Origin of the sequence: Streptococcus parasanguinis CC87K (assembly GCF_000507765.1) — a bacterium.
In the GTDB taxonomy this organism is placed as follows: Bacteria; Bacillota; Bacilli; order Lactobacillales; family Streptococcaceae; genus Streptococcus; species Streptococcus parasanguinis_J.
Map to the genome: position 1 here is coordinate 644,585 of NZ_KI669401.1, position 22,450 is coordinate 667,034.

Consider the following 22,450-nt stretch of genomic DNA (forward strand, 5'->3'; position numbering starts at 1 on the left):
CAAGCACGAATGGAATATTCTTTCTTCTTTTACCTTACAAGCAAAAAAGCTAGATACCTCTAGCCCCTTGCTTAAAATCTTAATTTTTCCCAATCATCGTCTGTCCGTTTACGATAATAGTACTCGGACAAATCTGGGTCTTCCATCACTTCCAGCAGAGGAAGCATATCGTAGGATAAGTCCAACTGATCTAATTGGTCTTTCTCAACCCAAGAAACTTCTCCTTCTTCGGACGATCTGAGCTGGCCAGTGAATTCTGTCGCTTTGTAGCAAAAGACGATGTAGCGGCCGCCCTCATCTTGTGGCCAGTCTTTGACTGCGACGAGTTTTGGATCTGTAATTGTCAGTCCTGTCTCTTCGTAGATTTCACGAATGACGGATTCTACAAGGCTTTCTCCCTCTTCGATATGGCCACCTGGAAAAGCATAGCCAGCCCATTTCTTGTAGCGCTCTGGCGAGCGGTATTGGAGGACTACTTTATTCGTTTTACAGTCTTCAATCAGACATAGATTTGTTAAAATGGTAGATGTTTCGCGTGACATAAATTTCCTTTCTATAATGTTAACAATTAATCAAAATAAACTTTTTTCTTTACCTCTTTCTTCATCACAAAGGGATTTACCAGCTCATGGTATTCATCAAAAATATCCAAAAGAAAGCCTCTCTCAAAGACAATGGTCTTCTCTTTTATCGAATATTCCAAGTGAATCGTAACCGGACCATGACCATCAAAGGTAAAGAACAACTCAATGAAAAATACCAGAATCGCCATAGCAAAGAGACTCAAAAGAACACTAACAAAGTTCTTCCAATTTGGAGCATGTTTTCGATAGAAGTGATACCAGATGTGACTAAAAGCCGTCACAGCTCCAAGATACAGCCAGGGATTCCACAGGAGCGGTGTAAATGCATAACCATAGAAGCTCAATATAAAGTTCACAAGAACAAAAAGCAACAGAATCAGATACAGGATCCGAAACATGTTCAAATAATTTCTCATGTTTGGTCTCCCCTTCGTAATAATTGGATTAAACTGGATCTCCTAAAGAAACATCAACAGAATATGATAACCCAACCGAATCCAATGATCAATTAGAGGCGCATCCGGATCATTTTTTTTACTATCTAAAAATAGACTTAGCGATAATAAAAGTAAGCTAAGAGCTATAACTATTCTAAGAACGAGTCTCATACCGCCAAGAGCAAAAGAAACTATAGAACCAATTAGTGGTAAAGGGGAAAATATAAATGCCACTAAGCCGAAATAGATCTTAACCAATGATAAAACCAATAAACTATAAACGACAATCTTCGTAAAAAGAGAGACCCTTTTATCTTCTCTTTTCAGTTGTGAAATGGAATAGATGACATAGATCATATACATAAATAGAAACATATTTATTTACCCTATTTCCTATAGATTTTATTCCTATTTTATCCAACATCCGTTTAGAATACAACTTCTTACCTAAACTCACCCAACAAAGACAAGAACAGGATCAGAGTTTTTTCACTTCTCCTGCTACCTTTTGGAGATGGTGTTGCCGCATGCTAGCGGTGTTCACATCCCGGCCGACTTCACCCAAAATGCAGACGCGCTTGGTTTTGATCCCACAGTGGTTCAAGACGGCATTCTTCAAAACAGAGATACCATAACTATCTGGAATGTTGAGAGGGCCTGAAAAAATCTTGTACCACCAGGTAGGTGCCATCGAAGTTGCATAAATACTGGCTGTTTTCCCTTTGAGCAACTTCTTGAATTGCTTGCCTCTGAGGTAATTCCAGATAAAGCTGCCCTGATCATTAGCCGAGTAAGCAATCCCAGGTGTGAAGACCCGATCAATCCAGCCCTTCATGAGGCTAGGCATACTACTCCACCAGATGGGATAGACAAAAATCAGGTGATCCGCCCACTGGATCCATTCTTGAGAACGAAGGATAAAGGAATCTTCTTCCATCCGCTTTCGATAGCCGTAGCGAAGGACCGGATCAAAGTCCTCATCATTGAGACTTATCACTTTAAGCTCGTGGCGATTTGAGTCAATAGTTTCAACAATGGTTTGAAAAATAGCCTGGCAGTAACTTTCCTTATCCGGATGCCCGTTGATGACCAGAATTTTCATTCGTCTTCTCCTTCATTTCTTTGGTTCATTCTATCTCTTTTATTTTTTTACTTGATTAATTGATAGTGGTTCAAAGATTGATAGATAGGTCCTTTAGGAATTTTTATTCGAAGAACACTTCATCCGCAATTCCTTAACAGGTTTTCCAAGTTCAAGTATTTTTTCTTGGCCATCAAAAGTAAAACCCATTTTTTGATAGAAAGCAATGGCTCGCTTATTATCTTTCAATACCCATAAATAAATTTCAGAGAAATGATCGAGAACAGCAAATGCAGCATGCAATAACTGTTCACTCACACCTTTTCCATAGTAATCTTTTAAAACATATAAGGCGATGATTTCACCAGCTTGAATGGCCTCATCACGAAAATTTCCATAGCTGATAAATCCAACGACCTTCTTTCCATCCATCGCAATCAAGGTATTTTCTGGATACTTTTGACTAAAGAAACGACATCTATCTAATGTCATCGTCTCCTGAAATTCCGCGGGTAAAAGATCGTCATAAGCCTCTCTCCACGTTTGCCAATGAACGAGAGATTTTCCTTCTATCTCCTCAGGAGTTTCCATTGTTTTAATGATAATCTTCATTCGCTTTATCCTATCTAATCCAAGGCCTTGACTTCCAACATCATATCCCGGATTTGTGCTGCCAACTCAAAGTCAAGCACTTCGACGGCTTCTTGCATTTGGCCTTGCAGTTTCTTGACCAGTTCCTTGCGCTCTTGGCGGTTGAGACTGGTAATATCCACTTCCTTGTCCTCTTCCTTGGCCACCGCCTTGGTAACAGAGATGAGATCACGGATTTCCTTCTTGATGGTTTGTGGCACAATGCCATGTTCTTCATTATAAGCCATCTGAATTTTACGGCGGCGAGCTGTTTCATCAATGGCTTTTTGCATAGACTGGGTCATGGTGTCCGCATACATGATGACGTGACCCTCACTATTACGGGCAGCACGACCGATGGTTTGGATCAGACCACGTTCATTTCGGAGGAAACCTTCCTTATCAGCATCAAGGATAGCAACTAGGCTGACTTCTGGTACGTCAATCCCTTCGCGAAGTAGGTTAATCCCTACCAAGACGTCAAAGACACCTAATCGCAAGTCACGGATAATCTCTGTCCGCTCCAAAGTCTTAATGTCCGAGTGCATGTATTTGACCTTAACCCCCATTTCTTTGAAGTAGTCGGTCAAGTCTTCTGCCATCTTCTTGGTCAGGGTGGTGACAAAAGTCCGCTCTCCACGTTCTACACGCGCATTGATTTCACCCAAGAGATCGTCCATTTGTCCCATGGTCGGACGCACTTCCACCTCGGGATCGAGAAGACCTGTCGGACGAATGATCTGCTCGATGATAGTATCGGTTTGTTCCATCTCATAATCACCCGGTGTCGCAGACACATAGACAATCTGATGGACATGGCTTTCAAACTCCTCCCGACGCAGTGGTCGGTTGTCCAAGGCAGACGGCAAACGGAAACCATAGTTGACCAGCATCTCCTTGCGCGAGCGGTCTCCATTGTACATGCCCTTAATCTGTCCCATGGTCATGTGACTTTCATCGATCATAATAAGAAAATCTTCTGGGAAGAAGTCAAGGAGGGTGTAGGGAGGCTCTCCTTCACTCCGGCCATCCATGTGACGAGAGTAGTTTTCGACCCCATTGGTGTAACCCATCTCCCGTAGCATTTCAATATCGTACTCAGTCCGTTGTTTCAAGCGTTGAGCTTCTAGCAACTTCCCTTCTTTTTCAAAGACTTTCAACTGCTCTTCTAGTTCCGCCTGAATCTTGGCAATGGCTACATCCATATGGTCATCATTGGTCACGAAGTGAGTGGCTGGGAAAATGGCTAAGTGGTCCACATCTCCCAGAACTTGGCCAGTCAGAGCTTCAATCTCACGAATCCGCTCAATCTCGTCTCCAAAAAACTCAACCCGAAAGGCATGTTCATCGCGCGAAGCTGGGAAAATCTCGACCACATCTCCCCGAACACGGAATTTCCCCCGTTGAAAGTCGATGTCATTGCGCTCAAACTGGATATCCACTAGGTCATTAAGCAGTTTATCACGAGAAATCTCCAGACCTGGGCGCAGGCTGACCACGCTGTCCGAGTATTCTTTGGGAGAACCCAAACCATAGATACAAGAGACAGAAGCGACAACGATCACATCGTTACGCTCTAACAATGCTGATGTTGCTGAGTGACGAAGCTTGTCAATCTCATCATTGACCGAACTATCTTTTTCGATATAGGTATCGCTAGAGGGCACATAAGCTTCTGGCTGGTAGTAATCGTAGTAAGATACGAAGTACTCAACCGCATTCTCAGGGAAAAATTCCTTGAACTCTCCATAGAGCTGGCCTGCTAGGGTTTTATTGTGGGCAATGACCAAGGTCGGCTTATTGACCTGAGCGATGACCTGGCTCATGGTGTAGGTCTTCCCCGTACCAGTCGCCCCCATCAGGATCTGAGCCTTTTCTCCTCCCTCGATGTTATCCACCAGTTGCTCAATAGCCTGCGGTTGATCCCCAGACGGTTGGTATTTGGATACTAGTATAAATTTGTTATCTGTTACTCGATTAATCATCTCTTTGTCCTCACATATATAGACCTTATTTTACCATAAATCACTAGAATTCTCTGAGATGAGGAATGAAAGGGAAAACAACATATTACAAAATAATTAATTGGACACAAATTAGAGCGAAAACTAAACAAGACTCTCGCAATTACTTCGAAAGTCTTGTCTTTTATTCTAAAACAATGCAATACGTAATAAACATCAGTGTCCATGATATACAAAATTAGCAAGGTTTGCTCATCAGTATTGTTTTTACGTGATCAATTTACTACTTAACTTCTTGATTCCTTACCAAGAGGTAGAGAGTTGCTCCAAATGAGCATACAAGTCCAATAACGTAAGTACAGAGTTGCAAATTGGAAGCACTACCTAAAATGGTATCCGCAACAATATTATAAAATAGATAACTAGTCAATGGTTCCACTACTCTTTCTATGAATGGTTGTACCAAAATAGGAAATAGCAGCAAAATAGCTAAACTCCCCATTGGACTTTTGAAAAAATAACTTAAGAAGTAAGAAATTAAAAAATATTGGATGGAGCCAATCAAATAGAAACTGAAAAGTTCTAAACTGACACCATTTTCGCTACTAAAAAAATGAAACCATACAAGCAGTACAATGAAATATAAGGTTGATTGGATTAGTACATCACATAACTCTACGAACAGGATCCTAATTGAACTTAAGATCCTTTTTCCGCTTACCAAATAAACCAGTTTTGTTTCGTGAGCTTGTAACTCAACAAATGCATTAACACACCCAATACTAACAGAGAGCATTGATGCAAAAACAAGAGCTTGCTTTATAGATAATTGTACAACAGTATCATTGATTGAAACTGGTAAAACACCTAAGAGACACACAAAACCTATAAAAAGTGACTGTATAGCTATCTGGTACTTTACGGGTTTTAAACTATATTTTTTGACAATAAGACTAAAAAATATTCTTGCCATTCTTCCTCCTCATTCGAATCATTTCTACAAGCATTATGAATACCAAGAACAAGATCCCTTCAACTACTAAAAGTGTAAATCCATACAATTGGCTCGTTTGAGTCCCTTCAATTCGGCCAAAAGCAAATGACTTTGCTCCAATCAAAGGCAAGAGATTTTCTATTTTAGAGGAAATTCCTCTTAAAATACCTGATAAAGTGATTACCAATAACAAAACGTCTGCAATTAATGAAGTCATTGATTTTTTCGTTACTATTACTAAGAGTAAAGCTAATAGAGTAAGAACGATTGCAAATATCATAACTCTTACCGTAACATCTAAGAACAAAGTCAATTCTAAATAATTCTTTAAAGTTGAATCCAGAAAAACGAGTAAAACAACAGCATTTACTATAGAAAATACTAAAGTAGAAAGTATCGATAAGACAACCGAACTTGCAATAAAACCAGTAAGACGAACTTTCCAGTTAGGAATCAATAACTGAGTAAAACTATCATCACCAAATTGGTAATGGGTTGAATAAACAAGTGAAACCAAGATTGGTAAGAAAATAACACTTGCTTGGTAGGGGGAAGATAAAAGAGCATCCCTGACTGTATAGACTGGATTCGATGATAGCATAGATGGATCAAGGTTAACAGCCTGTCCATTTCCTTCTACTAAAGCATTTATCACCTGGATATTTTGAATTGAAAAAAATATGCTGACTCCCAAAATAAGAAAAAAAGTGAATTTAAAAGTAGGTAAACTACAATATTTATAGAGGTCACTAAAAAAGGAACGCTTCAACATATTATTCACCTTCTTTCCCTTCGAGTGCCTTAAAATATGCCTCCTCAAAAGATCCAAACTGTTTCAAAATGTCTTTGGTAGGAGCATCAATAACAATCTTCCCATTAGAAATCCCAACCAAATGATCTACAGTTAATTCTAACTCACTCATATAATGACTTGTCATTAATACAGTCTTACCTTCATTGACAAAAGACTGCAAAAAATTGCGTACCCAGCGTATTCCTTCTGGATCTAGTCCATTGATTGGTTCATCTAAAATTAAGATGTCAGGATTTGCTAATAAGGCTGTTGCTAAACCAAGACGTTGCTTCATTCCTAATGAATAGTCTTTTACTTTTTTATTTTTAGCTTCACTTAACCCCACCAACTCTAAACATTCGTTGCACCTATTTTTGTCAACGCCACAAGCCAAGCCAATCCACCGAAGATGCTGAAATCCTGTTCTAGTTGGATAAGGTTGACAACTATCTAGGAATGATCCAACAATACAAAAAGGATTATCTCCCAATTGAGAGTATTTTTTTCCATCGATCAACGCCATTCCCATTTGACTATTTTCTAAACCAAGTAAAATTCTAATTAAAGTTGATTTTCCAGATCCATTCGGTCCAATCAATCCGGTAATCTCACCTTTTTTGGCTTTGAAAGACACGTTTTGAAGGACAATTTTATTATTATATTCCTTATGTAGCTTTTGAATTGTTATCATTCATTCTTTTTCCTTTCTGACTTTTAGTGAAATTCCACCTTCACTTGGAGCAAGTATAACAGGAGAAAATCAGGAAATTCTCAGAATAATTATTTTTTTCATTTTCAACAAATTGCATTCTAGATTTGCTATAATATGCTCATATAATTGGAGGAACTATGAAGTATAAAATTTTAGCCATTGACGATGATGAAAAAATCTTACGATTAATAGCGAATACATTAAAAGCGAACAACTTTCACGTGGAAACTCGTAAAAATATAGAGGAGATTAATATCTGTGACTTTACTGGATTCGATCTAATTTTACTTGACGTCATGATGCCTATTTCTGGTTTAGAAATCTGTCGTTCCATTCGTTCACAAATTACTACTCCAATTCTATTTCTAACAGCTAAAGATTTTGAAGAAGATTTACTAAAAGGAATACAAGCCGGAGCCGATGATTACATCACAAAACCATTCAGCATAAAGGAATTGATTGCAAGAATTCAAATGCATCTTCGGAGGGAAGAAAGATCTCACAACGCCTCTAAAGAAGAGATGGATTCAAATATAACTTTTTATCGAGATAGTCAAGAAGTTTATTATCAATCAAAGAGAATTTCATTAACCAAGCGAGAGTTTGATTTACTTTATCTTTTAGCAAAAAATGAAAACCGAATATTTAGCATAGAAGAACTTTACAATTATCTTTATCCTGTAAGCTCTGATGCTCAACTACGGTCAATCACCGAATACATCTATCAAATTAGACAAAAATTTAAAACTCATCAAATTGATCCAATCAAAACAGTATGGGGAGGAGGATACAAATGGAAAAAGAATTGACGATCAAGCAACTCATTAAGCGTACCTACCTTAAAATCATTTGGCAATTTCTTCTATGTCTGATACTTTTTTACATAGTTCCAGCTCTTCTATCTTCTGTATCTGGAATCAATGAGAAAAATGCTAATCGCTTTGCTTTATTTTTTAGCGTCAGTTCTTGGATTTATCTTTGCATCATTTTAATTTTTATCATTGTAATAAATATTAGACAATTATTAACCAAGATTCAAAAAGAAATGAACATGGTTTATCATAGTGGACTATATTTCACCAAAAATGAACATCACCATTTGCAGATTAAAGAATTCATTGAAACAAACGATCTGATTGAAAAAATGCAATCTGATATAAAAAATAGAATTCAAAATGAAAAAGATCAAAAAAAAGAACTCATGTTTCAAGTATCTAGCGCTGCACATGATCTTCGTAGCCCTCTAACTGTTATCAGAGGAAATGCTGAATTCTTACAATCCACTGAGCAAACACCTCAAACAATGGAATGTCTAAAAGATCTTGAGCAAGCAAGCATTCAGTTAAACGATTATTTTAACCACTTTATCCAATATTCCAAAACCTTTTACGACCATGATATTCAACTTGAAAATATATCGATTCAACAATTAACTCATCAATTGAAGGAACATATTACTCCGTTACTCCCTAGAAGTACACAATTTGTTTTTTCAAATACAGTAACTCCATCAACACAAATTGCCATTCATTCCAATCTATTTTTTCGAGCAATCACCAATATTATTAATAATGCAATACAACATCAAAAAGAAAATGATGCAAAGATCCAGCTAACAATGTCACAAGAAAATAATCGATTAGTTCTAACCATATGGAATAATCAATCTACTTTTTCAAAAAATGTATTACACCATGCTGGAAATCTTTTCTATAAAGAGGACCAAGCAAGAACACCCTCTCAAGAAAGTCACTTTGGACTTGGTTTATCTTTCGTGAAACGCGTCATGAAACTTCATAATGGAACTATGCATTTAGAAAATATTCATAATGGTGCACAAGTCAAGCTAATCATTCCCATTATTATATAGAAAAAGCCGAACTCATCAATATGTGTTCGACTCAGAAGGCAGACAAACGTCATTTTTGGTGTTTGTCTTTTTCATATATGACTTTCAGACATTACACAGAGGTTAGTCATCAAACTTTTCTTTCCTCTCCCCTAAGCGATAGACAATCACTAGGGATACAAGAAGAACCAGAGTGGTGATGATTGATCCTTCTGCTCCAAATGCCCCTCCGGTCAACCAGTCAGGTCCATCTCCCATGGTAAAACTAAAGATAGACGCATCTGCGCCTGTGCCACTGACTTGAAAACCAAGGAGATTTCCTTGTACATAGTTCCAAGTTCCGTGTTGGGCGACCACTAGCCAGATACTATCCGTATAGATAAAAAGCAGACCAGCCAGCACTCCATCGAGGATGATATTCAGAACGGATAAGAAGGTCACTCCTGCATTTCCCATATGCAGAATGCCAAAGAGACTACTAGAAATCGCGATCGCTAAAGGCAGATTAGTTCTTGCAGCAATCCGAGTCAGAAGCCAACCTCGCGTCGCTACTTCTTCCGTCCCCCCTTGGAGGAGCCAAAATGGAAATAATCCTAGGATAAAAAGCAAGGGCTCTAAACTGAGCTCATTTAACACAAAAGACCCGATGCCACTGACTTGGTAGACAAGCGCGATCACTCCCATTTGAACAAGTGAAATCATGATCCCCCAGACTAGATACTTGAGCCAATTTCTTTTTACAAAGCCTAAGCTTGATAAAGCATTCTTCTCTATGACCTTCACCCAAAAAATAAAGAGAAATAGTATGATTACAAAACTGAAAAGCTCATAATAGAGAAGATAATGGTAGAAAAATTCTTGAATACTTGCTATCCCATTTCCTGGCGAAAAGAACTCCACTAGAAAACCTATCACTAAGGAAAATGGCCCCACAAGTTCACTACCAATCCAAAGACCTCCTTCTATAAAGAGAGATGCTAATAATACATAAAATAGTGTAGAAATAAGAACTGGCCATGAGGTGTTAGTTTTTATATCCTGAATCATCTTTCCTTTCTTCATGATCAACCTCCATTTATCTGATAGGTCCATTGTAGCAAAGAAAATCTAGAGCCGCAATATCGTTTCATGTTAGAAAACCTAACATGAAAACTCGATTTTTCTTGCAAAGCAAAGTCTTTTATGATATAATAGCTTTTGTAGAAAAACATAAGACCATTCATACTCGTTTTGGTATGAATGATTTGTTTTTTTAAGGCCATCCTTTGGTCAATGTGCTCATGGGTCAAATCCCCTAAGAGAAAGAATTAGAAGGAGACAGAAATGAAGAAAAAATTACTAGCATGTTTGCTTTTCTTATTTCCAATCGTTGCATTCGCTGGTCATGCTCATGCTGAAACGATCAAGGTCGTTTTCGACACAGCATATGCACCGTTTGAATTTAAGGATTCAGATCAAACCTATAAAGGAATTGACGTAGAGATCTTGGACAAGGTCGCTGAAATCAATGGCTGGGATTTGGACAAATCCTTCCCTGGATTTGATGCAGCGGTCAACGCAGTTCAAGCTGGTCAAGCGGATGCCATCATGGCCGGAATGACCAAAACAACCGAGCGTGAAAAAGTCTTCACCATGTCTGATACTTACTATGATACAAAAGTTGTCATTGCGACTACGAAAGCTGACAAAATCACGAAGTACAGCCAATTAAAAGGGAAGACAGTCGGTGTTAAAAACGGAACTGCAGCCCAACGCTTCCTCGATAAAAACAAGGACAAGTACGGCTACAAGATCAAGACTTTTGATACTGGTGATCTCATGTATAACAGTTTATCAGCTGGTGCAGTGGATGCAGTCATGGATGACCAACCTGTTATTCAATACGCCATCCAAAAGGGTCAGGACCTAGCTATCAATATGGACGGGGAGGCAGTCGGTGGCTTTGCCTTTGGTGTTAAAAAAGGTGGAAATCATGAAAAGTTGATCACTGAATTTAACAAGGCTCTCGCTCAAATGAAAGCTGATGGAACACTTGATGAGATCATCAAGAAATGGACAGGTGAAAGCCAATCATCAAGTAACAGTGCCGTTCCAGAAACCACTACTCCTGCCGGTCAAAAAGCAACTCCTAAAAAATCAAAATATGTAATTTCAAGTGACTCATCTTTTGCACCATTTGTCTTCCAAAATGGAAAAAACAAATACACAGGGATCGATATGGACTTGATCAAGGCTATTGCCAAAGACCAAGGATTTACCATCGAGATTAATAATCCTGGATTTGACGCAGCGGTAAGTGATGTCCAATCCGGCCATGCGCAAGGAATGATCGCAGGGATGACCGTAACAGATGCTCGGAAAGAAACATTTGATTTTTCTGAACCATACTACACGGCCAATTCTATTCTAGCCGTTCAAGAAAGCAGCAAGATTGATTCATATGATGACCTAAAAGGAAAGACAGTCGGTGTTAAAAACGGTACTTCCTCACAAAATTTCCTTGAAAAGAACCAAAAGAAATATGGTTACAAGATCAAAACCTTCTCTGACGGAGCTTCTATGTACGATAGTTTGAATTCTGGTTCTGTCGCAGCGATCATGGATGACGAACCTGTTATCAAATACGCTATTAAACATGGACGTAAATTCAAAACACCTATCGAAGGAACTCCAAGTGGTCAACTAGCATTTGCCGTTAAGAAGGGTGAAAATCCTGAATTGATCGAAATGTTCAATAACGGTCTTGCAAACTTGAAGAAAAGCGGTCAATACCAAAAGATTCTCGATAAATACCTTAAAGCAGATAGCAAATCAAGTACTTCAAGTACAACAGCAGATGAAACAACGATCTGGGGCTTACTTCAAAACAACTACAAACAATTGTTAAGTGGTTTGGGTGTGACTCTTGCCCTTGCACTTCTCTCCTTCGCCATTGCTATGGTGATCGGTGTTATCTTTGGGATGTTTAGTGTTAGCCCTTATAAATGGCTCCGCTGGACAGCAGAAATCTTTGTCGATGTTATTCGCGGGATCCCACTCATGATCCTTGCTGCCTTCATCTTCTGGGGAATTCCAAACTTGATTGAATCGGTCACAGGTCATCAATCCCCAATCAACGACTTTGTCGCAGGTACCATTGCCCTCTCTCTCAATGCGGCTGCTTATATTGCAGAAATTGTTCGAGGAGGGATCCAAGCTGTACCGATTGGACAGATGGAAGCCAGCCGAAGCCTGGGGATCTCTTATGGCAAAACCATGCGCAAGATCATCTTGCCACAAGCAACCAAACTCATGCTTCCAAACTTTGTTAACCAATTCGTCATTGCCCTGAAAGATACGACTATTGTGTCTGCGATCGGATTGGTAGAACTCTTCCAAACTGGTAAGATTATCATCGCTCGAAACTATCAAAGTTTCAAGATGTATGCGATCCTTGCCGTCTTCTACCTCGTGATTATCACCTTGCTAACACGATTTGCAAAAAAATTAGAAAAGAAGGTTAACTAATGGCTAAATTAAAAATTGATGTCCATGACCTCCACAAATACTATGGTGAAAATGAGGTCTTAAAAGGAATCTCAGCAAAATTCTACGAAGGGGATGTGGTCTGCATTATCGGACCGTCTGGTTCTGGTAAATCGACCTTCCTTCGTAGTCTCAATCTCCTCGAAGAAGTTACAAAAGGTCAAATTACAGTTAATGGATATGATCTAACCGATCCAAAAACCAATGTTGATTTGGTCCGTGAAAATATCGGGATGGTTTTCCAACACTTCAACCTCTTCCCTCACATGAGCGTCCTTGAAAACATCATGTTTGCGCCAGTAGAGCACAAACTGATGACCCGTGAAGAAGCTCAAAAAGTCGGTATGGAATTGTTGGAAAAAGTTGGACTCGCAGATAAAGCCGATGCCAATCCAAACAGCCTTTCCGGTGGTCAAAAACAACGTGTGGCTATCGCACGTGGACTTGCCATGAATCCAGATATTATGCTCTTTGACGAACCTACTTCTGCCCTTGACCCTGAGATGGTCGGAGATGTATTGAACGTTATGAAAGAGTTGGCTGAGCAAGGCATGACCATGATCATCGTTACCCACGAGATGGGATTTGCCCGCCAAGTAGCCAACCGCGTCATCTTTACCGCAGACGGTGAATTCCTCGAAGACGGCAAACCAGACCAAATCTTCGACAACCCACAACATCCACGTTTAAAAGAATTCTTGGATAAGGTTCTAAACGTTTAAAAAGATAAAAACGAGTGGTTCCTAAAGCATCTAGCAATTTTGCTAGATGTTTTTTTAGACGAAAAAAGTATTTTCAAATCTGAAAATGCTTAGATTGAAGATAAAGACATATTAAAAACTTTCCTTAGGTGAGTACGGACGTCAGCGAACTTCTACGAAGTTCCATGACTTAGTTTTGAACCTAAAGTTTCAAAACTCCCGAGTGCCTGAAACTAAATTGTTTCAGGCACTTTTCTCACCGCGGAAAGTTTTAATGTTCTCTTAATTCGTTATACAAATTGGGTAGATATTTATTTCTTTGCAGAATCACTATACTTATTTTACATTAAAAATGGTTTGTTTACATTCTAACTAATCTGTTGCTGAGCTGTCTGCATCTTGTAGTACACACCTTGCGCTTCCATTAGCTCTTCATGAGTGCCATGCTCAACAATATCGCCATCCACCATGACAAGGATCATATCGGCATTTTGAATGGTCGACAAGCGGTGAGCAATGATAAAGCTGGTCCGTCCTTTCATGAGTTGATTAAAGGCATCTTGAATCAAGACCTCAGTCCGAGTATCGATGGAGGATGTCGCCTCATCCAAGATCAAAATCTTAGGAACTGAAAGGAAAACCCGCGCAATCGTTAAGAGTTGGCGTTGTCCTTGAGATAAAGACTCTCCAGCATCTGAAAGATAGGTATCGTACCCTTGTGGCAACTGCCGAATGAAGAAATCTGCATTGGCTGCTTTGGCTGCTTCTATGACTTCTTCTCTAGTTGCATCTGGACGAGAAAAGGCGATATTTTCATGAATGGTCCCGACCTTGAGCCAGGTTTCTTGCAAAACCATACCAAACTGTTGGCGGTAAGAAGCACGGGTGTAGTCCGTAATTGGCACCCCATCAATCGTGATCTCTCCAGAGTTAACAGGGTAGAAACGCATGAGCAGATTAATCAAGGTCGACTTTCCAGCTCCTGTAGGCCCTACAATGGCCACTTTACTGGCAGCTGGAACCTGAATGGTTAAATCTTTGATCAAAGTCCGCCCCAAATCATAGCCAAATGCGACGTGTTCAAAACCAATCGCACCTTTAACATCCTGACTTTCCAGGACCCGTTGCCCCGTCTCTTCGACCTCAGCTTGATCCAAGACGCTGTACAAGCGCTCTGCGCAGGCAAGGGCACTTTGGAGTTCTGACAAGACAGAGGAGATATCATTAAAGGGCTTGGTGTATTGGTTGACATAATTGAGGAAGGTCACCAATTGACCAACAGTAAAGTGAGATCCCGAAATAATGCGTACAGCACCAAATCCAGCCACTACTGCATAAATCAAGGCATTCACAAAGCGAGTGGCAGGGTTGACAGTTGAAGAATAAAAGACAGCGGATTGGGAATAATTGGCATAGCTTTCATTCGTCCCCTTAAAAGCCTTACGGAATTGATCCTGAGCGTTAAAGGACTGGATCAAGCTTTCCTGGGTCAAGGACTCTTCGATCAATTGAGTTTGAAGACCACGCGCCTTGGTCTGCTTTTGGAAAAGCGTATAAGAACGCTTGGCAATGAAACGAGCAATCAAGAGAGATAATGGGGTCAAGACAAGAACCGCCACCATCATAAAGAAATCCAATTCTGCCATGGTCACGATGGTGACAAGAATGGTTAGGAGGCCAACAAAAAACTGGTTAAAGACCATCAGAAGACCACTATTGAGTTGCTCTACATCGGTCGTGAGACGACTGACAAAGTCTCCGCTCCCTTGTTTATCTAGATAAGACAAGGGCAAGCGGTGTACTTTTTCCATCACTTCTGCTCTCAGGCTTTGGCTATACCGATAGACCAATTGATTGTAGACAAGAGGATTGATCCATTGGATCAGGGTATTGGCCACAATGACCAGAACCATTTTGATCAAAACAGGCCATAAGACTGTCATCCCTTGAGGATTGATGACTAAATCAACCGCATGTCCGATCAGGATCGGTAACCAGACCGTTAAGGCCACTTGAACGATGGTTCCAAGACTAGCTAGGATCAGGAGCCCGGGATGGTGAGCAAAATCTCTAAACAGACGTTTTAAATAACTAGAACGTTTTTGACTCATGCTTCCTCCCTCCCGTGTTGTGAATAATGAATTTCTTGATAAATCTCATTGGTAGACAAAAGGAAATCATGATTCCCCAGTCCTACTTGATGACCCTTGTTCAAGACCAAAATCTGATCAGCAGACTTGAGACTATTGGTTCGTTGTGATACTAAGATCAAACTCGTATCACTCAATTCTTCTTTAATCGATTTTAAGAGACGAGCTTCCGTCAAATAATCCAAGGCAGAAGTTGAATCATCCAAAATCAAGAAAGGAGCCTTCTTCAAAAGGGCACGCGCAATTGTCAACCGCTGGCGTTGGCCGCCTGAAAAATTTCGACCAAAGGCTTCCACTGGCTCATCGAGTTGTCCTTCTTTTTCACGGACAAAATCAGCCGCCTGAGCTGTTTCTAGCGCCCACCACAAATCTTCATCCGATAGATTTTCTTCCATTCCAAGTAAGAGATTCGAGCGGATGGTTCCTCTAAAGAGCTCTGCCTTCTGTGGGACAACAGCTACCCACTCCCGCCACTCCTTGAGAGTTTTAGGAGAGTGACCTTGATGATAGAGGGATAATTTCCCTTGACTCACGGCATACAAATGACTCAATAACTGAACCAGGGTAGACTTCCCAGATCCTGTACCACCGATAATTCCCAACATCTGTCCATGATCCAGATCAAAGGAAATATCTTCTAGAGCTGGGCTTGAAGCCGTTGGATAAGTGAAAGTAACTTTCTGTGCGCTGATCGCTTCTTGCTCTCTTGCAGTTTCTTCTGGCAGAGCTTCTAAGAGGTCTTCTTCCTTCAAATCAAAAATCTCTTGAACACGCTTAGCTGAAATATAGCTGACATTTAAAGACGTGACCAGCATCGCCAGTTTGATCAATTCTGTTAAAATTTGTAATAAATAATTGACCAAAGCGACCAACATCCCTTGGGTTAAAAGACCAGCAGAGATATTCAATTGTCCTTGCCAAATGACACAAACCAAGGTCGTATTGACCACAAGGAAGGTCAAGGGACTGACCAAACTAGACCAGATACCAGCGCGAATTTGCCAGATCTTGTAGTCCTGATTGACCTCTCTAAAGTCCTCTAATTCACTAGACTGTTGTCCAAAGGCCCGAATCACCCGCATCCCTTGAAATTGCTGACGCGTCACTGTGACCATTCGGTCTGTGATTTTCCGGATCTTGGCAAAAAGAGGATTGACAATCCGAGACATGATCACAATAATCAAGGTTAAAATCGCCACCATCCCCAAGAACCAAAGGGTTAGTTTAGGACTGATGGTGAAAGCCATGATGATAGAACCAAAGACAATAATCGGTGCTCTCAAAAAGAGGCGCAAGAATTGGTTGATCCCAACCTGAATTTGATAGGTATCAGAAGTGAGACGGGTTACCAAACTAGAAGTCCCGATCCTATCGCGCTTGTCCTTTGGAAGTGATAAGATCTTCTCATACAAATCCTTGGTCATCTCGCGGGTAAAGCCGACAGCTGCTTTAGAAGAAAAATACTGGGCCGTAATAGCTACGACGACACCAAAGCTCGCAAATAAAAACAAAACACCGACCGTCATCACCACTGCGCTCGTTTCCTTTTTCGGAATGACCTGATCGACTAAGTGGGCGATGATTAAGGGGACACACAATTCAAAAATAGCTTCTAAAAGCTTAAACACGGGCCCTAGAAAAGTTTCCCATAGATAGCCCTTAAAATACTTCAATAATGATTTCATACAACTCAATTCTTTTTAAATAGGATATACCTATTTTACCACAATTATAACTGACAAAAAAACTCTCCCTGCAGAGCAGAGAGAGTTGAATACTGACCAGATGAAGGTCAGAAATCTTATTCCTTCTTTGTTACCTTGCTTAAGGTCTTACCCATTTTCCCCAACCCAAACATCAAGAGAGGGAAAGAGAAAAGCGTTATAAGGCCTAATACAAGAAAGACTGCTACAAATCCACAGCTATCAATGAACCAACCAGTCAGTGGGAAAATGACAATCATAGATAGACTAAACATCATCGAATTGATACTCAGCATGGTTGCTCGCACACTAGAAGGCAGATAAGCTTGTAAATCATTGTAGTAGATGGGTTGATAAACGGCATAAAGGGCATTGGTCAAGAGATAGACACTCAGATAGGCGAATGGAGTCTTCAAACCTACCAAAAGCAAGGCCAACCCTGTCAGTGCAACCAGAATCGGAAAGACTTGATTACTATTCCATTTTTTCCCGATTTGACTGGCCAAATAAACCGCTAAGAGATTGAATCCACTACCAATCAACATAATAAGAGAAACTTGCCAACTGGCTAAGTCACTGATTTTCTGTTGGTAATAAAAATAAAACATACACATGATGGTCCCTACCAACTGATAGGTGAGCATCCAGTAAAACAAGACTGGTTTGTCCTGCCATTCTTGTTTCACTACCTCCAATATCCGCTTTAAGGTCAAGTGACTTCGTTCATCACTCTTGCTCTCTGGCTCCTTCATGAGAAAAATCAATAGAATGGAAAGCAAGGAAAGGCCAATGGAAATATAGTAGGTCCAAGCCAATGCTCCGTGAATAAAGAAGCCTGCCACCACTGTTCCTAACGTTCGGGTGACTTCGGCCACACCAGACAAAAAGCTAGAAATCTGAAGATAACGGTCCTTTTGGCCCGCTTCCACCGCTGAATCAAATAAGAAAGCCGTACTGGTCCCTGAGTCAAAATTATAAGACCAAGCATTGACCATCATAGCAATGGCATAGATCCAAAAATTCCCCTGACCAAATAAAATCAAGATAGAAGATCCAATACTGGACAAGCGAGCTAAATAGAGATTGGTCTTGTAGCTAAAGCGATCGGCTAACATACCAGATGGGATCTCACACAAGAGACTCGTCCCATGAAAGATACTCTCTAATAGACCGATTTGTAGTAAGGAAAGGCCATTTTGAATAAAAAAGAGAATCCAAAAACTGGTGATACCAAAATAAGATGTAAATTCCAGACCTGCTAGGAGTGAAATATTGCGTTTGTAAGTTCTTTTAAACATTGTTTTTCCTCTTTCAATAGATTATATAAGTGTTTCTAAAAGACTTACTTAGAGTTGCCTACATTTTCTCAACCTCCTTCATTTTTCTTGATTCATTTCTTGACGCAGCTGGGCCACTTGATTAGACAAGGACACCAACAATTCGGTTTGCAACTTTTGAATTTCCAGTAAATCCGTCTGGTCTTGTTGCACCATATGATCAATCTTCGTATGCAGTAAGCGAATTTCTCGTTCCGACTCCATATTGACATTAAAGTCATTTCGCGCTTGCAGGCGATCATAATCGGCTGCCCGGTTTTGGCTCATCATGATCAAAGGAGCTTGAATCGCCGCAATCGTAGAAAGTGCCAGATTCAGCAAGATGAAAGGATAAGGGTCAAAATTCCAGCCAAAGGGATGCAAGACATTAATCAACATCCAGATAGCCATCATCGTGATAAAACTGATAATAAAGGTCCAAGAACCACCGAAGCGCGCAACAGAATCCGCCACACGCTGACCGAAGGTATAACTAGCTGTCAAGCGGTCTTCAACGTTAAAGGGGCGTTCACTTTCGGGCATGACAGCTGTTACCTGCTGTTTAATCGCTTCGTTTTTATCATTGGCACGCTCAATAATCTGACCTAGATAATCCATACAATATTGGCTCAAATTTTTATACGTGATAAAATCATCCATTTGACTTTCAGGATAGGAAGTCTTGAGCATCTGTTGAATGCTATGGTCCAGATCCACAATCAAAGATCCTTGGCCTTCTTCGTATTCTTTCCCATCAATGATGTCTATTTTCAGCATTGAAATTCCTTTCATAGTTTTTTGAAGCAGATAAAAGTGAAAAACGCCTAATGGCGTTTTTACGTCTATTAAGGTTTGATACGATGCAACATACGTGGGAATGGAATAGCTTCACGAATGTGTTTTGTACCAGCTGCGAAGGTAACCATCCGTTCAATCCCGATACCAAATCCACCGTGTGGAACTGTCCCGTATTTACGAAGGTCAAGGTAGAATTCATACTCTGTAAGATCCATGCCAAGAGATTCCATCTTCGCTACAAGGGCGTCGTAGTCTTCCTCACGCATAGATCCACCGATGATTTCTCCGTAGCCTTCTGGTGCGAGCAAGTCTGCACAAAGCACGCGGTCTGGGTTACCAGGAACTGGCTTCATGTAGAAGGCTTTGATATCTGATGGATAGTTGATCACGAAGGTTGGTACACCAAAGTGGTTTGAAATCCATGTTTCATGTGGTGAACCGAAGTCATCTCCATGTTCCAAATGCTCGTAATCAGCATCTTCATCGTTTTCATGCTCTTGCAAGAGATCAATCGCTTCATCGTAAGTGATGCGTTTGAATGGTTCAGCAATGTAGCGTTTCAAGAGCTCCGTATCACGCTCCAATGTTTCCAAGGCTTGAGGAGCACGGTCCAAGACACCTTGAAGAAGAGCCTTGACATAAGCTTCCTGCAAATCAAGTGACTCATCGTGTGTCAAGTAAGAGTACTCAGCGTCCATCATCCAGAACTCAGTCAAGTGACGACGAGTTTTTGATTTTTCAGCACGGAATACTGGACCAAAGTCAAAGACGCGACCAAGTGCCATAGCACCTGCTTCCAGATAAAGCTGACCTGATTGACTCAAATAGGCTGGTGTTCCAAAGTAGTCTGTTTCGAAAAGTTCTGTAGAATCTTCTGCAGCATTTCCTGAAAGAATTGGGCTATCAAACTTCATGAAGCCATTCTTATCAAAGAACTCATAAGTTGCATAGATAATGGCATTACGGATTTGCATAACGGCAACTTGTTTGCGTGAACGCAACCACAAGTGGCGGTTGTCCATCAAGAAGTCTGTCCCGTGTTCTTTAGGAGTGATTGGGTAATCTTGAGATTCACCGATCACTTCGATGTCTGTAATATCCAATTCGTAACCAAATTTAGAACGCTCGTCTTCTTTGACAATACCAGTCACAAACACTGATGTTTCTTGGCTCAAGCGTTTGATGGTATCAAATTTTTCAAGCCCCACTTCTTCGCCGAATTTTTCGATAAAGTTTGGTTTAAAAGCCACACCTTGGAAAAAGGCAGTCCCGTCACGCAATTGCAAGAAAGCAATTTTTCCTTTACCTGATTTGTTGGCCACCCAAGCACCGATGGTCACTTCTTGACCAACATAGTCTTTTACTTCGATGATAGTAATCCGTTTTGTCATCATTCATCTTCCTTTTCTCGTTAAACTTGTCCGAAGACATTATCTTCTTAATTGTATCATAAAAAGGCTTTCAGTGCTAGGCTCTACCTGTGAAAACCAGATTTTTTTTAAAGAAAAAGATCCTCAGCTCATTACTAAGGATCTTGCGATTTTATTTTTCCATAAAGGCCTTGAGTCGGCGAACAGCCTCTTTCAGGGTGTCCAAATCTGTCGCATAAGACAAGCGAATATTTTCAGGGGCACCAAAGCCAGCTCCCGTTACTAAAGCAACCTCTGCTTCTTCTAAAATTGCAGTGGTAAATTCCGTCACATCCGTATAGCCCTTCATCTCCATGGCCTTCTTGACATTTGGGAAGAGATAGAAGGCTCCTTGAGGTTTGATGGCTTCAAAACCAGGTACTTCATTCAACAAAGGATAAATAGTATTCAAGCGTTCCTCAAAAGCTTGACGCATGATCTCAATAGAAGATTGGTCTCCTGTGAGGGCTTCGATTGCGGCATATTGGGAAACGGTTGTTAAGTTGGAAGTTGTTTGGCTGATCACCTTGGCCATAGCTCCGATAATCTCAGAATCTCCTACAGCAAAACCAACCCGCCAACCAGTCATAGCATAGGTTTTAGAAACTCCGTTAATCACGATGGTTTGCTTGCGAATCGCTTCTGATAAGCTAGAAATGGGCGTAAAGGTATTGCCATTGTAGACTAATCGCCCATAGATATCGTCTGCCAAAATCAAGATATCATGCTCGACAGCCCAGTTTCCGATTGCTTCGAGTTCTTCTTTACTGTAGATCATTCCTGTTGGATTGGATGGCGAATTCAGCAAGACAACCTTGGTCTTGTCTGTCCGTGCTGCTTCCAATTGCTCTACCGTTGCCTTGAAGTGATTTTCTTCTGTTGTTTGGAAAGTAACAGGTGTGCCTTCTACCATCTTCACCTGGTCTACATAAGAAACCCAGCAAGGGGTTGGAATGATGACTTCATCACCTGGATTGATGACAGAAGTAAAGAAGGCATAGATGATAAACTTAGCACCAGTACCGACCACAACCTCATTTCGATTCACTGCATAGCCATAAAACTCTTTCATGTAGTCGCTAATGGCATCCTTCAATTCTGGAAGTCCAGATGCTACCGTATAAAAGCTAGCGCGACCATCCTCGATCGATGCGACTGCTGCTTCTTGAATATTTTTTGGAGTCGCAAAGTCAGGTTGACCCAGGGTCAAACTTAAGATATCACGACCTTCTGCTGCCAAAGCTTTGGCACGCGCATTTGCAGCCAAGGTCACACTTTCTTCCATTTCCAATACACGATTTGATAATTTCATATTTCCTCCTCAAATCTTAAAAAACACCGGTGACTTTTCCAGTCTTGAAATCCACCACATAATAAGAGCTCCCAGCCTTAACTTCCCAGATCGGTTTGCCTTTAAAGCGTCCAAAAGTGACACGATCAATCGCGTCCTGACTCTTCTCTTTGACGACGGAAGCTGCCTCTTTGGAGCTAACTCCTTCTTTCAAAGGGTAGGTATAGACTGCTTCATCCGCCTGCGCCACCAAAACCGCTAGATCTTGCCCCTCTTGGTCCTTGCCAATAAAGGAAAGATAGGCTTCTCTGCCATGAAAGAAACTCTCCGTCTCAATGGTCGCAATCGAAGAGTGAGACAGAGCTATTTTTCTTGCTTGTGCCATTTGATCCTGCAAGCGATCAGAAGTTTTTTCAGCAAGAAATAGCCAAGAAAAAAGGACCGTCAACACTAAGATACAGATTCCTATTATATGTTGCCATATTATAAAAAGATTATTTTTCTGTTTCACTC

At 40.6% G+C, this 22,450-nt stretch carries 20 protein-coding genes; 4 read left to right on the plus strand and 16 right to left on the minus strand.

Annotation, left to right across the window (positions count from 1 at the left end; translation table 11 throughout):
- Positions 1-71: 71 nt before the first annotated feature.
- The 8 genes from HMPREF1195_RS03185 to HMPREF1195_RS03225 all read right to left on the minus strand — a co-directional run bounded on the left by HMPREF1195_RS03185 (position 72) and on the right by HMPREF1195_RS03225 (position 7,174).
- The gene (locus HMPREF1195_RS03185; protein ID WP_023918252.1) at positions 72-542 is read right to left on the minus strand and encodes an 8-oxo-dGTP diphosphatase; all 471 of its coding nucleotides are present in this window, start codon (positions 540-542) and stop codon (positions 72-74) included.
- 26 nt (positions 543-568) lie between these two features.
- Entirely contained in the window at positions 569-1,000 is a 432-nt protein-coding gene (locus tag HMPREF1195_RS03190) for a hypothetical protein (RefSeq protein WP_023918254.1), read from the minus strand.
- 499 nt (positions 1,001-1,499) lie between these two features.
- Complete coding sequence (locus HMPREF1195_RS03200; protein ID WP_023918258.1) at positions 1,500-2,123, minus strand: NAD(P)H-dependent oxidoreductase; 624 nt, start codon at positions 2,121-2,123, stop codon at positions 1,500-1,502.
- 93 nt (positions 2,124-2,216) lie between these two features.
- Positions 2,217-2,714, minus strand: coding sequence for a GNAT family N-acetyltransferase (locus tag HMPREF1195_RS03205; protein ID WP_023918260.1), 498 nt, complete (start codon positions 2,712-2,714; stop codon positions 2,217-2,219).
- Positions 2,715-2,728: 14 nt separating this feature from the next.
- Complete coding sequence (uvrB, locus tag HMPREF1195_RS03210; RefSeq protein ID WP_023918262.1) at positions 2,729-4,717, minus strand: excinuclease ABC subunit UvrB; 1,989 nt, start codon at positions 4,715-4,717, stop codon at positions 2,729-2,731.
- 262 nt (positions 4,718-4,979) lie between these two features.
- Positions 4,980-5,669, minus strand: coding sequence for a hypothetical protein (locus HMPREF1195_RS03215; RefSeq protein WP_023918263.1), 690 nt, complete (start codon positions 5,667-5,669; stop codon positions 4,980-4,982).
- The gene (locus HMPREF1195_RS03220; RefSeq protein ID WP_023918265.1) at positions 5,650-6,462 is read right to left on the minus strand and encodes a hypothetical protein; all 813 of its coding nucleotides are present in this window, start codon (positions 6,460-6,462) and stop codon (positions 5,650-5,652) included. The genes HMPREF1195_RS03215 and HMPREF1195_RS03220 overlap by 20 nt, the downstream gene beginning before the upstream one ends.
- Before the next feature lies 1 nt (position 6,463).
- Positions 6,464-7,174 (minus strand): ABC transporter ATP-binding protein, encoded by a 711-nt coding sequence (locus HMPREF1195_RS03225; RefSeq protein ID WP_023918267.1) that lies wholly within the window; start codon positions 7,172-7,174, stop codon positions 6,464-6,466.
- Between the two features lie 158 nt (positions 7,175-7,332).
- Here HMPREF1195_RS03225 and HMPREF1195_RS03230 point away from each other — a divergent pair, with 158 nt between their 5' ends.
- Positions 7,333-8,004 carry a response regulator transcription factor gene (locus tag HMPREF1195_RS03230; protein WP_023918269.1) on the plus strand — a complete coding sequence of 224 codons (672 nt, stop codon included), beginning with the start codon at positions 7,333-7,335 and terminating at the stop codon, positions 8,002-8,004.
- Positions 7,989-9,065, plus strand: a complete 1,077-nt coding sequence (locus HMPREF1195_RS03235; protein WP_023918271.1) for a sensor histidine kinase — start codon at positions 7,989-7,991, stop codon at positions 9,063-9,065. Before HMPREF1195_RS03230 ends, HMPREF1195_RS03235 begins: the two co-directional genes overlap by 16 nt.
- A gap of 102 nt (positions 9,066-9,167) precedes the next feature.
- On the opposite strand, the gene HMPREF1195_RS11370 is transcribed toward HMPREF1195_RS03235, so the two are convergent.
- Entirely contained in the window at positions 9,168-10,106 is a 939-nt protein-coding gene (locus HMPREF1195_RS11370; RefSeq protein WP_023918273.1) for a CPBP family intramembrane glutamic endopeptidase, read from the minus strand.
- 261 nt (positions 10,107-10,367) lie between these two features.
- Between HMPREF1195_RS11370 and HMPREF1195_RS03250 the strand changes: the two genes are divergently transcribed.
- Positions 10,368-12,551, plus strand: a complete 2,184-nt coding sequence (locus HMPREF1195_RS03250) for an amino acid ABC transporter substrate-binding protein/permease (RefSeq protein WP_023918274.1) — start codon at positions 10,368-10,370, stop codon at positions 12,549-12,551.
- On the plus strand, positions 12,551-13,291 hold the full coding sequence (locus HMPREF1195_RS03255) for an amino acid ABC transporter ATP-binding protein (protein ID WP_023918276.1): 741 nt from the start codon (positions 12,551-12,553) through the stop codon (positions 13,289-13,291). The genes HMPREF1195_RS03250 and HMPREF1195_RS03255 overlap by 1 nt, the downstream gene beginning before the upstream one ends.
- Before the next feature lie 347 nt (positions 13,292-13,638).
- Here the strand turns inward: HMPREF1195_RS03255 and HMPREF1195_RS03260 are convergent, their stop codons facing one another.
- The 7 genes from HMPREF1195_RS03260 to HMPREF1195_RS03290 all read right to left on the minus strand — a co-directional run bounded on the left by HMPREF1195_RS03260 (position 13,639) and on the right by HMPREF1195_RS03290 (position 22,322).
- Positions 13,639-15,381: an ABC transporter ATP-binding protein gene (locus HMPREF1195_RS03260; RefSeq protein ID WP_023918278.1), complete on the minus strand. Its 1,743-nt coding sequence runs from the start codon at positions 15,379-15,381 to the stop codon at positions 13,639-13,641.
- Positions 15,378-17,105: an ABC transporter ATP-binding protein gene (locus HMPREF1195_RS03265; RefSeq protein WP_023918279.1), complete on the minus strand. Its 1,728-nt coding sequence runs from the start codon at positions 17,103-17,105 to the stop codon at positions 15,378-15,380. The genes HMPREF1195_RS03260 and HMPREF1195_RS03265 overlap by 4 nt, the downstream gene beginning before the upstream one ends.
- A gap of 116 nt (positions 17,106-17,221) precedes the next feature.
- On the minus strand, positions 17,222-18,421 hold the full coding sequence (locus HMPREF1195_RS03270) for an MFS transporter (RefSeq protein ID WP_023918280.1): 1,200 nt from the start codon (positions 18,419-18,421) through the stop codon (positions 17,222-17,224).
- A 78-nt stretch (positions 18,422-18,499) separates the two neighbouring features.
- The gene (locus HMPREF1195_RS03275) at positions 18,500-19,216 is read right to left on the minus strand and encodes a DUF1003 domain-containing protein (RefSeq protein WP_023918282.1); all 717 of its coding nucleotides are present in this window, start codon (positions 19,214-19,216) and stop codon (positions 18,500-18,502) included.
- A 68-nt stretch (positions 19,217-19,284) separates the two neighbouring features.
- A complete protein-coding gene (gene asnS / locus HMPREF1195_RS03280) occupies positions 19,285-20,631 on the minus strand; it encodes an asparagine--tRNA ligase (protein ID WP_021153339.1) in 1,347 nt (448 codons plus the stop codon).
- Positions 20,632-20,779: 148 nt separating this feature from the next.
- Positions 20,780-21,958, minus strand: coding sequence for a pyridoxal phosphate-dependent aminotransferase (locus tag HMPREF1195_RS03285; RefSeq protein ID WP_003007583.1), 1,179 nt, complete (start codon positions 21,956-21,958; stop codon positions 20,780-20,782).
- 16 nt (positions 21,959-21,974) lie between these two features.
- Positions 21,975-22,322 (minus strand): cell wall elongation regulator TseB-like domain-containing protein, encoded by a 348-nt coding sequence (locus tag HMPREF1195_RS03290; RefSeq protein ID WP_230514274.1) that lies wholly within the window; start codon positions 22,320-22,322, stop codon positions 21,975-21,977.
- Between the last annotated feature and the right edge of the window lie 128 nt (positions 22,323-22,450).

Bases quoted from the DNA above. Each gene is read 5' to 3' on its own strand.
- HMPREF1195_RS03185 (WP_023918252.1), bottom strand. From the start codon at position 542: ATGTCACGCGAAACATCTACCATTTTAACAAATCTATGTCTGATTGAA.
- HMPREF1195_RS03190 (WP_023918254.1), bottom strand. From the start codon at position 1,000: ATGAGAAATTATTTGAACATGTTTCGGATCCTGTATCTGATTCTGTTG.
- HMPREF1195_RS03200 (WP_023918258.1), bottom strand. From the start codon at position 2,123: ATGAAAATTCTGGTCATCAACGGGCATCCGGATAAGGAAAGTTACTGC.
- HMPREF1195_RS03205 (WP_023918260.1), bottom strand. From the start codon at position 2,714: ATGAAGATTATCATTAAAACAATGGAAACTCCTGAGGAGATAGAAGGA.
- uvrB (WP_023918262.1), bottom strand. From the start codon at position 4,717: ATGATTAATCGAGTAACAGATAACAAATTTATACTAGTATCCAAATAC.
- HMPREF1195_RS03215 (WP_023918263.1), bottom strand. From the start codon at position 5,669: ATGGCAAGAATATTTTTTAGTCTTATTGTCAAAAAATATAGTTTAAAA.
- HMPREF1195_RS03220 (WP_023918265.1), bottom strand. From the start codon at position 6,462: ATGTTGAAGCGTTCCTTTTTTAGTGACCTCTATAAATATTGTAGTTTA.
- HMPREF1195_RS03225 (WP_023918267.1), bottom strand. From the start codon at position 7,174: ATGATAACAATTCAAAAGCTACATAAGGAATATAATAATAAAATTGTC.
- HMPREF1195_RS03230 (WP_023918269.1), top strand. From the start codon at position 7,333: ATGAAGTATAAAATTTTAGCCATTGACGATGATGAAAAAATCTTACGA.
- HMPREF1195_RS03235 (WP_023918271.1), top strand. From the start codon at position 7,989: ATGGAAAAAGAATTGACGATCAAGCAACTCATTAAGCGTACCTACCTT.
- HMPREF1195_RS11370 (WP_023918273.1), bottom strand. From the start codon at position 10,106: ATGAAGAAAGGAAAGATGATTCAGGATATAAAAACTAACACCTCATGG.
- HMPREF1195_RS03250 (WP_023918274.1), top strand. From the start codon at position 10,368: ATGAAGAAAAAATTACTAGCATGTTTGCTTTTCTTATTTCCAATCGTT.
- HMPREF1195_RS03255 (WP_023918276.1), top strand. From the start codon at position 12,551: ATGGCTAAATTAAAAATTGATGTCCATGACCTCCACAAATACTATGGT.
- HMPREF1195_RS03260 (WP_023918278.1), bottom strand. From the start codon at position 15,381: ATGAGTCAAAAACGTTCTAGTTATTTAAAACGTCTGTTTAGAGATTTT.
- HMPREF1195_RS03265 (WP_023918279.1), bottom strand. From the start codon at position 17,105: ATGAAATCATTATTGAAGTATTTTAAGGGCTATCTATGGGAAACTTTT.
- HMPREF1195_RS03270 (WP_023918280.1), bottom strand. From the start codon at position 18,421: ATGTTTAAAAGAACTTACAAACGCAATATTTCACTCCTAGCAGGTCTG.
- HMPREF1195_RS03275 (WP_023918282.1), bottom strand. From the start codon at position 19,216: ATGCTGAAAATAGACATCATTGATGGGAAAGAATACGAAGAAGGCCAA.
- asnS (WP_021153339.1), bottom strand. From the start codon at position 20,631: ATGATGACAAAACGGATTACTATCATCGAAGTAAAAGACTATGTTGGT.
- HMPREF1195_RS03285 (WP_003007583.1), bottom strand. From the start codon at position 21,958: ATGAAATTATCAAATCGTGTATTGGAAATGGAAGAAAGTGTGACCTTG.
- HMPREF1195_RS03290 (WP_230514274.1), bottom strand. From the start codon at position 22,322: ATGGCACAAGCAAGAAAAATAGCTCTGTCTCACTCTTCGATTGCGACC.